A 13098-nucleotide genomic window follows, 5' to 3' on the forward strand; every position below is an offset into this window, starting at 1 on the left:
CCCTTACCCGAGTGGGATGACACCAACTAATTTGTCAATTTCAGCCGATGCTGACCAAAGGTATTCTTATGCAACCAATTTCTTCCCGAGCACGAAGACATCAGCGCCGTCATCGAAAGATACGAGCACAAGCCCTTACTACCGGCCAAGGCTATCGCCCCAATATCATCTTCTTCACCGGGGCCGGCTTGTCAGCCGAGAGCGGAGTGCCCACGTTCAGAGGCAAGGAGGGTATTTGGCATCACGATGAAAACTGGCGCTATTCCCATGCGAGCAGCCTGGACACGGATCTGGCTGGTTTCCTGGCCTTTCACAACCAGCGGCGTCAAACCATGTTGGAAGCCTCCCCCTCGCAAGCCCACTATCTGATCGCCCAGCTACAGCCGAAATATCGTGTCGGGATCATCACCCAGAATATTGATGACTTACATGAGAGGGCCGGTAGCCATGGTGTTATTCATCTGCATGGTTCAATCCGGTTTTTGGTACCCAAGGGCTTTCGTAGTCCAAAATACCGGCAGCTGTGGTCCAAGGATGTAAAGATGGGCGAGTGCTGCCCATGTACCCGCTCACAGTTGCGCCCTGATATCGTGCTGTTTGGTGAGACGGTTTATGAGTATCAACACGCTCGTCGCTGGCTCTGCGAGGCCGATATTGTGATAATTATCGGCACCAGTTTGCTGGTTGAACCTGCATTCTCTTTGCTGCAAAACATCAACCCAGGCGCATCTGTCTATTACATCGATCCCGACCCCGGGTTGTCATCCCGGCTGCCGTTTCCCGGTGAGCAGATTGTTGATGGGGCTAATCGCGGTGTTGTTCGCCTATTGCAGAAAATATGTCATGACTGATGAGCCTGTAGTGACCAAGAGGAAGCAACATGAAATTGTATCGGGACGATGAGAGAGAAACACCGGCAGGGTGCGTTCGCGTATTCTGGCCAGACGAAACGATTGCATGGCTAAAAACAGGAGCAGTGACAGAAATTAGACTCGACCATGACCTAGGTGATGATAATAGAGGGACAGGCTACGACGTTATTCTTTGGATAGAAAAAGAGGTAATGACCAATCCCTTCATACCGCCCCTTATTCGTGTTCACTCAGCGAATGTCTCCGCACGAAGAAAAATGGAATTGGGTATTATGGCTATTAATGATTTTCTGGCTAAGCCATCACGGATCGCCCCAGATGATACAAATTGTGTTCGCTGACTCAGTGACATGAGGGAGGGCCAATTGAATAAAGCAGTAGGGGTGCATGTTAAGCTGCGGTGGATTCAACTCTGAAGCAAAACCCTACCCTAAAGGCAACCAAGGAGACAGAACGAGCACCTCCGCCATTGAAATTTACATATCATGACCATGAGCCATATTGATACACGACCATTTTCATTGCTTTTATAATATACAAAAACAGTTTTAAAGTTCATTTTTATAGTATGAGCATGGCGACTTGTTTTTCTATATCATAAAAGCAAGCCATCTAAAAACGGAGCAAATTGACACATACGCCAATGGTGTTTTAACCTCCTAAAAAACAGGAGGCCATATGAACAACAACGAACCTAAACTAATAAAAACCAAAGCGCTTTTAAAACAGCTTGGCATTTCCAGATCAACACTGTACAGGTGGATTAAAGAACACAAGTTCCCACCGCCACACAATAAAGGCTTTTATTCTACCGCAGAGGTCAGCAGTTGGATATCAAGGGAAAATCGCTCATCTTAGATGATGAATTACACCGCTATTTAATGACTCCATTATATTTACATTTCCTGAAAGGATGTCACAGCCTCCATTAATTTTTTATCCCATAACTCATATGCCTCACGCTGTTCATCTATCCAATCATGTAGATTGTAAATAGCCATGACACCCGCCATCCTGTGGCCAAGCATTTTTTCTGTGACTTGTGGTAGAACTCGTTCTTCCGATAAACGAGTACTGAGTGTCCGACGCATGTCATGCATACGCCAATACGGCAGCTCCAGTTTATCTCGCACCCGCTCTGCTAGCTGGATAAGAGATGCACTACTTAATGACATCTTTGGATTCACCGGCGAGCGACATACTGGCCCCCCCTTTAGCCGAGATTTCGCCGCCGCTTCTTGCAGCAACATCATCACCCTGGTAGGAATAGGCCGACGTATTGGTGAGCCGCTTTTGGCACGAGCAGCGGGAACCGTCCAAATTTGCTCCTCCAGATTAAACTCACTCCACTGCGCCCCCAATGCCTCGCCACTGCGACAGCCCAGCAGGATCACCAGTTTGGCGGCCAATTTTAATCCGCGGCTGGCCCTGCTCTGTTCAAATGCAATCCAAATCTGAGCGAGTTCACGCATGGTCAGCACACGAGTACCTCTTTCAGGTTGAGATCCAACATCTTCGGTGCGTAATTGCAACACCGGGGAGCCGCCAATGAGATTTCTCCGAATACAAAAACTAAGAATGGACTTTAATCTGCGTAATAAATGACCGGCATTTTTGGGCTTTTTCTTGCCAATTTTATCAAACCACTCCAGCCAGCTGGAAAACGGGATCTGCTCAACCGGAATACCAATAAACAGAGGTTCGAAATAGCGCTGCATGGTATGCTCATAGAGCATGACCGTACGAGGCCGCAGCTTGGGAAGATGATGCTCACGAAAATGCTCGCAGCACTGTTTCAGTGTGACATCATGCTTCTGGTGGAGCTTATCCCAGAAAACTCTAGGGTGTTCATTACGCTCCAGCGCACCACGGATAGCAGGGATCAATGCCCTGGCATCAGCGAGTTTAAGGTCGGGATAGCGTCCAATTTTGAGTCTCGCCGCTTTTCCTTGCCAGCGATAGCGATATTGCCATGAGATGGTGCCACGCTCGGTGACCCGAGCTGACAATCCATCACGATCTGACAATTCCGTCTTACCAAAGTAGGGCTTACCATACAGGGCACGTAGCTTCGCATCAGTAAGTGGCATATGACTCTCCTGTGATTGGCCATCTGATTTTTCACTGACACATTAACGCGCCCTGACGTGTACACAGATACGTACCAAACTGGTCTGAAACGGACTGAATCAAGATCAGACAAAGTGAGACAATCTGAGATAACACTCCGTATAACGACTTGTTTTTCAAGCATATAAACACAATTCAGAACCACGAAATGAGCCAGCAGACAAAGCCTACCTTCTATTTCCACGACTACGAGACCTTCGGCATCAGTCCGGCCAAAGACAGGCCGTCGCAGTTTGCGGGCATTCGCACCGACGCCGATTTCAACCTCATCGGCGAGCCACTGGTGATCTATTGCAAGCCGCCTGCGGACTACCTGCCGGAGCCGGAAGCCTGCCTCATCACCGGCATCACGCCGCAGAAGGCGATGAAGGATGGCCTGTGCGAGGCGGACTTCATTCGCCAGATCCACGAGCAGTTCGCCACCCCGAACACCTGCGTGCTGGGCTACAACAGCATCCGCTTCGATGACGAGGTGACCCGCTACACCCTCTATCGCAACTTCTATGACCCCTATGCCTACAGCTGGCAGAACGGCAACTCCCGCTGGGACATCCTCGACATGCTGCGGTCCTGCTACGCCCTGCGCCCTGAGGGGATAGAGTGGGCGTTTGATGAAGAGGGCAAGCCGAGCTTCAAGCTGGAGAGGCTGACGGTGGCAAACGGGGTGGCCCACGCCAACGCCCACGATGCGCTCTCGGACGTGCTGGCCACCATAGAGATGGCCAGGCTGGTGAAAAAGGCCCAGCCCAAGCTGTTTGACTACCTGTTTGCCCTGCGCAACAAGAACAAGGTGAAGGCGCTCATCGACGTGGTGACCATGAAGCCGCTGGTGCACGTCTCCGGCATGTTCTCCCCCTGGCAGGGGTGCGCAAGCTGGGTGTCGCCGCTCGCCTGGCACCCCAGCAACCAGAACGCGGTGATCATGGTGGATCTGACCCGCGACCCCACCCCCCTCATCGAGCTCACCAGCGAGGAGATCCGCGAGCGCCTCTACACCAGGAAAGAGGAGCTGGGGGATCTGGCGGCCATTCCGGTGAAGCTGGTGCACATCAACAAGTGCCCGGTGCTGGCGCCGGCCGCCACCCTGACCCCGGAGCGGGCCGATCAGCTTGGCATCGACCGGGAGCAGTGTCGCAAGAGCCTGGATCTGCTGCGGGCCCATCCCGAGGTGCGGGAGAAACTGGTGGAGGTGTTCAATCAGGAGTTTGCCGGCAGCAATGACAGCGATCCCGATACCCAGCTCTACGCCGGTTTCTTCGGCCACGGCGACAAGGCCACCATGGATCTGGTGCGCGCCACCCCGGCGGAGCTGCTGGGTGAGCGGGAGTTTGCCTTCAGCGACCCGCGCCTGCCCCAGATGCTGTTCCGCTACCGCGCCCGCAACTGGCCCCACACCCTGAGCGAGGCGGAGCAGAAGCGCTGGCGCCTGCACTGCAGCGACTACTTCAGCCGCCGTCTGCCGGACTATGTGCCCCGTCTCGAGGCGCTGGCGGAGCAAAATCAGGGTAACGAACGGAACTTTGCGATCCTGAAGAGTCTCTATCACTACCTGGAAGATCTATGAGATGTGAGGCGTTTCACACATAAAACCCTGTCGGCTCCCCGCGCTCGCGACATAATGAGCAGGGGAGCCAAGCTCCTGATAGTTTGATAATTACATGCGCTGCCGGCATGGATGCCGCGCCTCGACTGTTGGGGATCTCACGTTTTATGCGTTCAGCACTGCCTGCTCTCACCCTTGTCGCCTGTGCCTTGCTGCCCCAGAGCACCCTGGCCGGGGTACGTTTCGAAGTGCCGGACTATCTGCTGCGCCTGCCGGAGCAGACCTATCGGCTCATCGAGCGCAACTTCAATACCCTCTACCAGCAGACCGACTTCACCCCCCAGATCACCAACAGCTATTTCAACCACTCGGATCTCTATCGCTTCGCCGGCATTCCCCTGGCCATCACGCCCCAGAACGGCTTCCAGATGGAGATCTTCGGTCAGCTCTACAACAAGTCGTCCCAGATCTATGCCCAGATGAGCCAGGATCTCTCCCTCTACCGCACCCTGCGGGTGGACATGATGGGGGATCAGAGCGACGAGGTCGCCATCGGCATGGGGCTCGGCATTCCCCTCAGCGCCCGCCTCACCCTCAAGGCGCTCGCCTCCAGCAACGAGATCCCGGGCTATGGCTCCGCCAACTACGCCATCGGGATGGAGTGGCACTTCTAGGGGTCAACCCCGCCCGATAAAAAGGCTCCCGAGGGAGCCTTTTTGCTGAGTGCGGCATTCAGGAGTAGCGGATCACCGCCCCCTGGCCCCCCGCCAGTTCCAGCGTCTCTCCCAGGGGGGTGTCGTCCCAGAAATCCCTGCCCCCCGCCGGCAGCGCCATCTTTGTGGCTTGCTCGTCCCAGTTGAACAGGCAGAGCAGCTCGCCGCCCCCGGGCAGGGCCACCCGAGCGCGGCCAAACCCCATGTCATCGAAGCGGGCCGCCGGGGTGCGCGCCGCGCACAGGGCCAGCAGCTTGCCAAGGTGCGCCCCCTGCCCCTCGTCCAGATCCTGCAATCGGTCCCCCGCCAGCACCATGCCACCGCTCGCCACCAGGGCAGCCAGGTGGAAGTCATACTCGGCGCGGCTGGCGTGCTGGCCCGGGATATCCCGCAGGCAGACGCAGTCGGGATCCAGCGCCCAGAGCCTGTCGTTTTGCCAGGCGCGGCAGAAGGCTTCCCGCGCTATCTGGCGAAAACGCCGGCCCTGGCGCTCCACGTCATCGCTCACCCGCATGCCGTGCACCAGGCCAAGGCTTGGCCAGATCGGCGCGTTGCAGCCGAGCAGGAAGGCGCCCTCCCCCGCCCCGCGCAGGATGGCGGCCATGCCGCGTCTATAGGCCTCGACCCGGGTGGCAGCGGGGTCGTGGAAGCGCCCGCCGTGGATGGCGCCCCAGAAGTTCGCATCGAGCTTGAAGTAGTGGATGCCCCACTGCTCGCGCAGGGTGCGAAACACCTGCTCGAGGTGGGCCTGCACCTCGGGATGGGTGCCGTCCAGCACATACCAGGGGGTGCAGCGCCAGCCGCCGTAGGTGACCCGCTCCGAGGGGAGCGGCAGGCCATCCTCCCCCTTCACGAACCACTCCGGGTGCTGCTGGAACACTTGCGAACCGGGCTCGGCGATAAAGGGGGCGACCCAGAGCGCGGGCTCGCAGCCGGCGGCGCGGATCTCCCCGGCCAGGGTTGCCACCCCCTGCTCGAACTTGGGGGAAGGGGTGAGCCAGTCCCCCATTTTCGCCTGATAGCCGTCATCTATCTGCACGTAGCGCAGGGCCGGGAAGCGCATCGCCCGCACCGCCAGGTTCTCGCGAATGTCGGCGGCGCTCACGTCCGCGTAGTAGTGATACCAGGAGCACCAGCCACTCGGGCGCGCGGGCACCTCGTTCACCAGCGAAGGGTGTTCGGCCTCGATATAGTCCGCCAGCGACCCCAGCAGGACCTCTCTGTCCGGCCCCTCCAGGCAGATCAGCGCCTCGCTCTGCCAGTGCTCTCCCGGTGCAAGGGTGCGCCCTTCGGCGTTCATCACTATCTCGAGGCGCCCGTCCGGGTAGAGGCGAAACTCCCCGCCAAAGCGCTGGCAGCTCGCAAACGCCAGCAGCAGCCAGCCCCCCTCGCAGGCCACCAGCAGCAGGTTGTGCACGGTGTGATAGCCGTCGTCGTCCGTGATGCGATAGACGCCGGCGTCGGGGCAGCGGCCCACCGGCTCGGGGGCCTGCCAGCTGCCCATGGTCTGGGCCAGCATCTGGAACCCCTCCCCGTAGATGGCCGCGTCGGGAGAGAGACCGAGCTTCCCCTCAAACAGCCGCCAGTGGCGCACGACCTCGGGGCTGGACCCGGTATTGTCCAGCCTCACCCGGCACAGGGGGCCCTCCCACTGACGGGTTTGCAGCAGTTGGGGAGGCAGGGCGGGATCGGCGGGCAACTGGCGCAACCTGGCCAGGAGAGAGGTGTACGACATGGGAACTCCTTCTGGTGAATGGGGATGATGCCGGGGCCATTGTATCCCCTGCGGGTCAGTTGACCCTGTTCCATGCCCCCCGTGCCTGTTAAACTGCGACCTCGCTCACAGTTGCCAAGATGAGGCCCCCGTGTTGTTGCAACGCGCCTTGCGCTACCTCCGTGATTTTCTGGTCATCATCGCCTGCCTGCTGGCGGGCAAGGCTCTGGCCGCCCTGCTGCCCTTCGTCTTCCCCGGCAGCATCCTCGGCATGCTGCTGCTGTTCGTGCTGCTCTCCCTGCAGCTCATCCGCTTCTCCTGGGTCGAGCAGGGGGGCGGCCTGCTGCTGCGTCACATGGGGGTCCTGTTCGTGCCGGTCGCCGTCGGTCTGGTGGCCTGGCTCGAGCCCCTGCGCCAGTCGTTTGGCCTCATCATGCTCTGCGTCGTGCTCGGCATCGTGCTGATCCTGGGGGCGGTCGGCCATCTCTACCAGAGGATGAACAGAGAATGATGTTCTGGTTCGCCCTGCCCCTGACCCTGGCCCTCTATTTCATGACCCGGGCCCTCTACCGCCGCCTGCCCTGGCCCGTCATCAATCCGGTGCTGATCCCCACCGCCGCCATCATAGGCCTGCTGCTCTGGCTGGATCTGCCGCTGGATCAGTACCAGCGCGGCACCGCCCCCATCACGGCCCTGCTGGAGCCCGCCGTGGTGGCGCTGGCGCTGCCCCTCTACCAGCAGGCGCGCCAGATCCGGGACAAGCTCAAGCCCATCGTCCTCTGCACCCTCACCTCTGTGCTCATCTCGGTCTGCACTACCCTGGGGATTGGCCACCTGATGGGGGCGGATCCGGCGCTGCTCGCCTCCATCGCCACCAAGTCCATCACCACGCCGCTCGCCATGAGCGTCAGCCAATCCCTCGGCGGCATTCCCGCCATCGCCGCCGCTGTGGTGGTAGTGGTGGGGATACTGGGGGCCCTGATAGGCTATCCCCTGCTCAGGCTGATGCGAGTGACCGACCCCGAGGCCCAGGGGCTCGCCATGGGGGCCTGCGCCCACGCCATCGGCACCGCCGCCTCCGCCGAGCAGGGGGTCACCCAGGGGGCCTTCTCGTCGCTGGCCATGGTGGTGTGCGGCGTGCTGACCGCCGCCGTCGCCCCCCTGCTGTTTGCCCTCTACCACTGGCTGATCTGAGCCCGGCGCCCCCCTGCCATGGCCGCCCCTGCGGCCATGGCCTCCTTGCCCTTCAATCACAGCCATAGGGCACAGCCACTCCCCTGATGCTGCGAGCAAGCGCACAGATTGCGAAAGACAAACGTTTCCTTTACCATCCCCGCCCCTTTGCCCATCAAGGCGTGAGCGCGCTCACACAATTCGCCGCGCTTGCTCCCTACAATGGCCCCCCAATTGGCCTTTGAGGACACAGTATGCATCCCCGCTTTGCCAAGCCATTCGAGACCCTTTCCGCCCCGCTCCAGGCCGCCCTGCTGCCCATGCTGGGGGACGATTTCCAGGCCCGTTTCACCCCGGACCAGGTCGCGACCCTGAAAGCCGCCACCGGGCTGGATGACAGGGCCCTGCGTCTGGCCTTGCTGCCGCTGGCGGCCGCCTGCTCGGTGGCCCCCATCTCCAGGTTCTTCGTCGGCGCCATCGCCTGCGGCCTGAGCGGCACCTGGTACTTTGGCGCCAACATGGAGTTCGCGGGCCAGGGGCTGTTCCACTCGGTCCACGCCGAGCAGTCCGCCATCTCCAACGCCTGGCTGGGTGGCGAGACCGGGATCTCCGAGATCACCGTGAACTACACCCCCTGCGGCCACTGCCGCCAGTTCATGAACGAGCTGAGCACCGCCAAGACCCTGAAGGTCTCCCTGCCGGACGATCTCAGCGAGCTGCAATCCTTCCTGCCCCACTCCTTCGGCCCTGCCGATCTCGAGATCACCGATGCCCTGATGAGCCCCCAGGCTCACGACGAGCTGGTGCTCGAGAGCGACGATCCCCTGTGGCAGGCTGCGCTCGCCGCCGCCCGCCAGAGCTATGCCCCCTACAGCCAGGGCTATGCCGCGGTGGCGCTGCAGTTCGAGGACGGGCGCATCTTCTGCGGCCGCTATGCCGAGAACGCCGCCTTCAACCCGAGCCTGCCGCCGATGCAGATGGCCTGCGCCCACGCGGTGCTGGGTGGCGAGGATCTCGCCACCGTGCGCCGCGCCGTGCTGCTGGAGAGCAAGGATGGCCAGATCAGCCAGCGGGATTCGGCCCAGTCCACCCTGAAGGCCCTGGGTTCAGTCGAGCTTGAGTACAAAGCCGTCTGACCCCGGCATCCGTCAACGGGAAGGGGAGCTGAGGCTCCCCTTCTTGCTCTCTGCGGCTCTCATCCTGCCCCTCACCCCCTTTCTCTGCGCCTCTGGCGCCGTGCATCAGATGCCCCCCTGCCCCATGTGAGGGCGGTCTCCCTCCGATGACCTTATTGGCAGACCTCCTCTGCGGTGGCGGGAAGCGTCGGTGAAGGGGTCAATGCCCTGCCCTCGCCCCTTGCGGCCCCAATGTTTGACCCCAAGATGCATTTGCCAAGCCACTGGGATCCCGCCTTTCCATGGATTTTGCAAATGCCTTTCCCTGCCTGTTCCCCCGACGCGGGGCGGCATGGCGGCAGCGGGAAACCTCGGAGAAGGCGTCAATGCCCCAGCCCCGCCCCCTGTCGGCTGCTTCCCCCTGAAATACAGCGGGGGAGCCACTGGCTCCCCCGACTGTCATTGATGTGGCCCATATGGCGGCACCAGCCCCTGTCAGGACTCCCACAGGATGCGCTGGCTGCCGGACCAGCGCTCGCCGATGTCCGCGTATTTTTGTTCCAGCAGGTGGCGGCGGATCTTCATGGTGGGGGTCAGCACCCCGTTCTCGATGTTCCAGGGGCTCTTGACCACCAGGATGCCTCGCAGGCGAGCATGGGATTCCAGCTTGTCGTTGACCCGATTGAGGGCAGCCTCCAGCTGGGCCTCCACCCCGGCCTTGTCCCCCTTCATGGCGCTCTCGGCGAGCTGCACCAGGGCGACCGGCTGCGGCATGCCGTAGCCGATGACGCAGAGCTGCTCGATGATGGGCTCCTGCCCGAGCATCCCCTCGATGGGCACCGGGGCCACGTACTTGCCCTTGGCGGTCTTGAAGACGTCCTTCATGCGACCGGTGATGGTGAGGTAACCCTCCCTGTCCAGCTTGCCCATGTCACCGGTGTGCAGCCAGCCCTCGGCGTCGATGGCCTCTGCACTGTGCTCGGGATCCTTGTAGTAGCCCACCATCATGCCGTCGCAGCGACAGAGGATCTCCCCCTCGTCGGAGATCTTGATGGTCACCCCGGGCCCGGCCTTGCCGACGGTGCCTATCTTGTCCGCCCGGAACGGGTAGTTGAGGGTGGAGTAGGCGTGGTTCTCGGTCATGCCCCAGGCCTCGGTGATATGGATGCCGATGCTGTGATACCACTCCAGCAGCGCCGGGGCCACCGGCGCAGAGCCGCAGCCCAGCACCCGTGCCTGATCCAGCCCCAGCCCCTTTTGCAGCTTGCTCTTGATGAGGCTGGAGACGAGGGGGATCTTGAGCAGCAGCGCCAGCTTTTTCTGGGGCAGCTTCTCGTGGATCTTGATGCGGAACATGGCCCAGAGCCGCGGCACCGAGATGAAGACGGTGGGACGGCAGCGCTTGACGTCCTCGATGAAGGTGTCGAGGGATTCGGGGAAGGCGATGGTGGCACCGCTGAACAGGCTGCCGCCGTAGATGTAGACCCGCTCGGTGATGTGGGCAAGGGGCAGGTAGGAGAAGCCGCGATCCTCGGCGGTGAGGGAGACCGCCTCCACCAGCTTCTCGCAGGACCAGGCATAGCGCTCCACGCTCAGCATGGCCCCCTTGGGCTTGCCGGTGCTGCCGGAGGTGTAGACCAGGCTCAGCAGGGCATCCGGCGCCTGCACCGGGCTGTCCGGGATTGGGTCGTATTGCGCCAGCAGATCGTCCCACTGGTGGGCGGCCGGCATGGTGTCGTAAGGCAGGGCGATACGCAGCAGATCCCCGGGTACCCCCGCCTCCTGGCTCTTCCAGTCGTCCAGCTTGCCGACGAAGATCGCCCTGGTTTCACTGTGACGCAGCACGTACTCGATGGTGTCGACGTTGGCGGTGGGGTAGATGGGCACGCTCACGTATCCCCCCATCTGCATCGCCAGATCGGCGATGAACCACTGGGCGCAGTTCTTGGAGAGCAGGGCCACCTTGTCACCGGGCTCCAGGCCCAGGGCGCGCAGTGCCGTCACCATGCGCCGCGCCTCGTCGGCGACCTCACCCCAGGTGAAGTCGACGTATTCGCGGTGGATGGTCTGACGCAGATAGATTCGTTCGGGACACTGCCGCTCCCAGTGATAGAGCATCTCGAGCGGCAGTTTGGTGGCAATGCGTGAGGTGGAGGCCATGGTTTAATCCCTGAAACAAAAGGCGAGCCTCATTATTAACCTTTTGATAACACTCAGGGAAGCAGATTACTTAAACTTGTGTTTGAACTGCGAATGGGATCAAGCTTCCGCCTGGGCCTGCAGACGCTTCCACATCTCCTGCACCAGCACCTCGTCCTGCTCGGAGAGCTCACCCTGCAAGATGGCCTCGTTCAGGCTGCGCAGCACATAGCTCTTGACGTCCCGCACCAGGGTCTTGCCCTCCAGCTCGGCGCGCGCCACCGCAAGGGAGATGTGCCCCCGCAGATAGCCGCCCGCAAACAGCTCGTCTTCGCTGGCCGTGGCGACCATGGCGTCGATCAGTCCCAACAACTTGTGTTCAAAATCGTGAATCGTCATTTAACGCAGCCTCATTTCCGGGGTTGCCGGCAAAAAATTCGGGGAGTGGAACCGCGATCCGGTTGATCGCGGCTCTCTGGCGCCAGGCCAGCCGCATCCTTGATGTCCTATTCCGGGTTGGCCACCGGGTAGATGACCTGATCCTTGTATCCCGTGGTTATGCGCAGATAACCACTCAACGACCGGTTCAGTGCCGGATCGTCGGTGTCCACCAGCAGCGGACGGCCTTCTAGCGCCGCCAGCTTGGCTTTGGTGGCGAGCACCTGGATATGCTCGCGCCCGACGGCCCGGATCACGTCTGGACTCAATTGCTGATTTCCGCGCCCGAACAGATGTCCCTGACCGCCGATCAGGGTGATGATCAGACGGCAGCGACGGCCGCGGATAAGGGTCAGGATCTCGGCGGCGCTGAGATCCTGCCCGATAAGCCGGCCATTTTCCACCAGATCCACACCGAGCAAGGTATTTTCCAGACCCAGCTCCCCCATGCAGGCGGCCACCGTGCTCCCCGACCCCATCAGGTAGAGGGTATCGGGCTCCATCTGCTCCACCACACCGGCGGCAAGATCGGCGAGCACCAGCTCCTCGGACTCCCGCCCCCCCTGCTTGACCGCCTGCACGTAGCGCAGATCCCCGGGCACCAGCAGCTGGCCGTAGTGGCGGGCGCGCACCTTGCCGGCGCGAAACGCCTCCTCGTCGATGTCCATCACCTCCGCATCCACCAGGCTCAGAAGCTCCCCTGCGATCATTCTGGCCGCCACCCGGCCGCTCGCCGCCGGCGTCACCCCGTAGACCCCGGAGTGGATTTTGCACCCCGCCGGGATGCCGAGCACATGGCAGGACTCCCCCACCGCCGCGCAGATGTCACGGGCAGTGCCATCGCCACCGGCGAAGAGCAGCAGATCCACCCCGGCATCGCGCAGGGCCAGGGCGGCAGCCCGGGTGTCCTCGGCGCTCGTCTGCACCCCGGCAGGCCGATGGACGATGCGATGGGGCAACCCCAGCTCGGCGGCGAGGTCGGCCCCCATCTCTTCGGCCACCGTCAGCAGCTCGAATGACGTGGTAAGCTCGCACAGGGGCAACAGGGCCTGGCGGGCCCGCTCCCGGGCCTTGGGGACGGCCCCGCGCGCCAGCGCCTCGGCGACCATGCCGTCACTGCCCTTGAGACCGACGGCCCCGCCGATGCCGGCAACGGGGTTGATGATGAGCCCTAATCGAAACATGTTTCCCTCCTGTTGGATCGCCGCCATTTTTATCTTTTCCCGCCACTGGGACAAGCCATGACCCCCTGCTAAAATGC

13 protein-coding genes are annotated in these 13098 nt (G+C 61.2%); 8 read left to right on the plus strand and 5 right to left on the minus strand.

The window, feature by feature from the left end; genetic code table 11:
* The first annotated feature begins 68 nt into the window (after positions 1–68).
* From AB5Y93_RS19040 to AB5Y93_RS19050, 3 genes are all read left to right on the plus strand, one after another.
* Positions 69–851 (plus strand): Sir2 family NAD-dependent protein deacetylase, encoded by a 783-nt coding sequence (locus AB5Y93_RS19040; protein WP_042016509.1) that lies wholly within the window; start codon positions 69–71, stop codon positions 849–851.
* Between the two features lie 29 nt (positions 852–880).
* Positions 881–1213: a cyclic-phosphate processing receiver domain-containing protein gene (locus AB5Y93_RS19045; RefSeq protein ID WP_279987501.1), complete on the plus strand. Its 333-nt coding sequence runs from the start codon at positions 881–883 to the stop codon at positions 1211–1213.
* 337 nt (positions 1214–1550) lie between these two features.
* A complete protein-coding gene (locus tag AB5Y93_RS19050) occupies positions 1551–1730 on the plus strand; it encodes an AlpA family transcriptional regulator (RefSeq protein WP_080768032.1) in 180 nt (59 codons plus the stop codon).
* Between the two features lie 38 nt (positions 1731–1768).
* On the opposite strand, the gene AB5Y93_RS19055 is transcribed toward AB5Y93_RS19050, so the two are convergent.
* Positions 1769–2962, minus strand: coding sequence for a site-specific integrase (locus AB5Y93_RS19055; RefSeq protein ID WP_257726148.1), 1194 nt, complete (start codon positions 2960–2962; stop codon positions 1769–1771).
* 188 nt (positions 2963–3150) lie between these two features.
* Here AB5Y93_RS19055 and sbcB point away from each other — a divergent pair, with 188 nt between their 5' ends.
* Positions 3151–4566, plus strand: a complete 1416-nt coding sequence (gene sbcB, locus AB5Y93_RS19060) for an exodeoxyribonuclease I (RefSeq protein WP_368230119.1) — start codon at positions 3151–3153, stop codon at positions 4564–4566.
* Between the two features lie 146 nt (positions 4567–4712).
* Positions 4713–5219, plus strand: coding sequence for a hypothetical protein (locus AB5Y93_RS19065; protein WP_202045264.1), 507 nt, complete (start codon positions 4713–4715; stop codon positions 5217–5219).
* Between the two features lie 58 nt (positions 5220–5277).
* Here AB5Y93_RS19065 and AB5Y93_RS19070 read toward each other — a convergent pair whose 3' ends face one another.
* The gene (locus AB5Y93_RS19070) at positions 5278–6993 is read right to left on the minus strand and encodes a glycoside hydrolase family 36 protein (RefSeq protein ID WP_368230121.1); all 1716 of its coding nucleotides are present in this window, start codon (positions 6991–6993) and stop codon (positions 5278–5280) included.
* A 130-nt stretch (positions 6994–7123) separates the two neighbouring features.
* On the opposite strand from AB5Y93_RS19070, the gene AB5Y93_RS19075 reads away from it, so the two are divergent.
* The 3 genes from AB5Y93_RS19075 (at position 7124) to cdd (ending at position 9281) form a co-directional block, all read left to right on the plus strand.
* Positions 7124–7483, plus strand: coding sequence for a CidA/LrgA family protein (locus AB5Y93_RS19075; RefSeq protein WP_139435327.1), 360 nt, complete (start codon positions 7124–7126; stop codon positions 7481–7483).
* The gene (locus AB5Y93_RS19080; RefSeq protein ID WP_368230123.1) at positions 7480–8166 is read left to right on the plus strand and encodes an LrgB family protein; all 687 of its coding nucleotides are present in this window, start codon (positions 7480–7482) and stop codon (positions 8164–8166) included. The genes AB5Y93_RS19075 and AB5Y93_RS19080 overlap by 4 nt, the downstream gene beginning before the upstream one ends.
* A gap of 233 nt (positions 8167–8399) precedes the next feature.
* Positions 8400–9281, plus strand: a complete 882-nt coding sequence (cdd, locus tag AB5Y93_RS19085; RefSeq protein WP_010674459.1) for a cytidine deaminase — start codon at positions 8400–8402, stop codon at positions 9279–9281.
* A 474-nt stretch (positions 9282–9755) separates the two neighbouring features.
* Here the strand turns inward: cdd and AB5Y93_RS19090 are convergent, their stop codons facing one another.
* The 3 genes from AB5Y93_RS19090 to AB5Y93_RS19100 all read right to left on the minus strand — a co-directional run bounded on the left by AB5Y93_RS19090 (position 9756) and on the right by AB5Y93_RS19100 (position 13021).
* A complete protein-coding gene (locus tag AB5Y93_RS19090) occupies positions 9756–11420 on the minus strand; it encodes an AMP-binding protein (protein WP_368230125.1) in 1665 nt (554 codons plus the stop codon).
* A gap of 99 nt (positions 11421–11519) precedes the next feature.
* Complete coding sequence (locus AB5Y93_RS19095) at positions 11520–11798, minus strand: YfcL family protein (protein WP_010674457.1); 279 nt, start codon at positions 11796–11798, stop codon at positions 11520–11522.
* A 107-nt stretch (positions 11799–11905) separates the two neighbouring features.
* On the minus strand, positions 11906–13021 hold the full coding sequence (locus AB5Y93_RS19100) for an ATP-NAD kinase family protein (protein ID WP_368230127.1): 1116 nt from the start codon (positions 13019–13021) through the stop codon (positions 11906–11908).
* Positions 13022–13098 lie beyond the last annotated feature (77 nt).

This window comes from Aeromonas sp. R10-1 (assembly GCF_040908465.1).
In the GTDB taxonomy this organism is placed as follows: domain Bacteria; phylum Pseudomonadota; class Gammaproteobacteria; order Enterobacterales; family Aeromonadaceae; genus Aeromonas; species Aeromonas caviae.

Excerpts from the sequence above, each read along its gene's own strand:
- AB5Y93_RS19040 (WP_042016509.1), top strand. The coding sequence starts at position 69 with ATGCAACCAATTTCTTCCCGAGCACGAAGACATCAGCGCCGTCATCGA.
- AB5Y93_RS19045 (WP_279987501.1), top strand. The coding sequence starts at position 881 with ATGAAATTGTATCGGGACGATGAGAGAGAAACACCGGCAGGGTGCGTT.
- AB5Y93_RS19050 (WP_080768032.1), top strand. The coding sequence starts at position 1,551 with ATGAACAACAACGAACCTAAACTAATAAAAACCAAAGCGCTTTTAAAA.
- AB5Y93_RS19055 (WP_257726148.1), bottom strand. The coding sequence starts at position 2,962 with ATGCCACTTACTGATGCGAAGCTACGTGCCCTGTATGGTAAGCCCTAC.
- sbcB (WP_368230119.1), top strand. The coding sequence starts at position 3,151 with ATGAGCCAGCAGACAAAGCCTACCTTCTATTTCCACGACTACGAGACC.
- AB5Y93_RS19065 (WP_202045264.1), top strand. The coding sequence starts at position 4,713 with ATGCGTTCAGCACTGCCTGCTCTCACCCTTGTCGCCTGTGCCTTGCTG.
- AB5Y93_RS19070 (WP_368230121.1), bottom strand. The coding sequence starts at position 6,993 with ATGTCGTACACCTCTCTCCTGGCCAGGTTGCGCCAGTTGCCCGCCGAT.
- AB5Y93_RS19080 (WP_368230123.1), top strand. The coding sequence starts at position 7,480 with ATGATGTTCTGGTTCGCCCTGCCCCTGACCCTGGCCCTCTATTTCATG.
- cdd (WP_010674459.1), top strand. The coding sequence starts at position 8,400 with ATGCATCCCCGCTTTGCCAAGCCATTCGAGACCCTTTCCGCCCCGCTC.
- AB5Y93_RS19090 (WP_368230125.1), bottom strand. The coding sequence starts at position 11,420 with ATGGCCTCCACCTCACGCATTGCCACCAAACTGCCGCTCGAGATGCTC.
- AB5Y93_RS19095 (WP_010674457.1), bottom strand. The coding sequence starts at position 11,798 with ATGACGATTCACGATTTTGAACACAAGTTGTTGGGACTGATCGACGCC.
- AB5Y93_RS19100 (WP_368230127.1), bottom strand. The coding sequence starts at position 13,021 with ATGTTTCGATTAGGGCTCATCATCAACCCCGTTGCCGGCATCGGCGGG.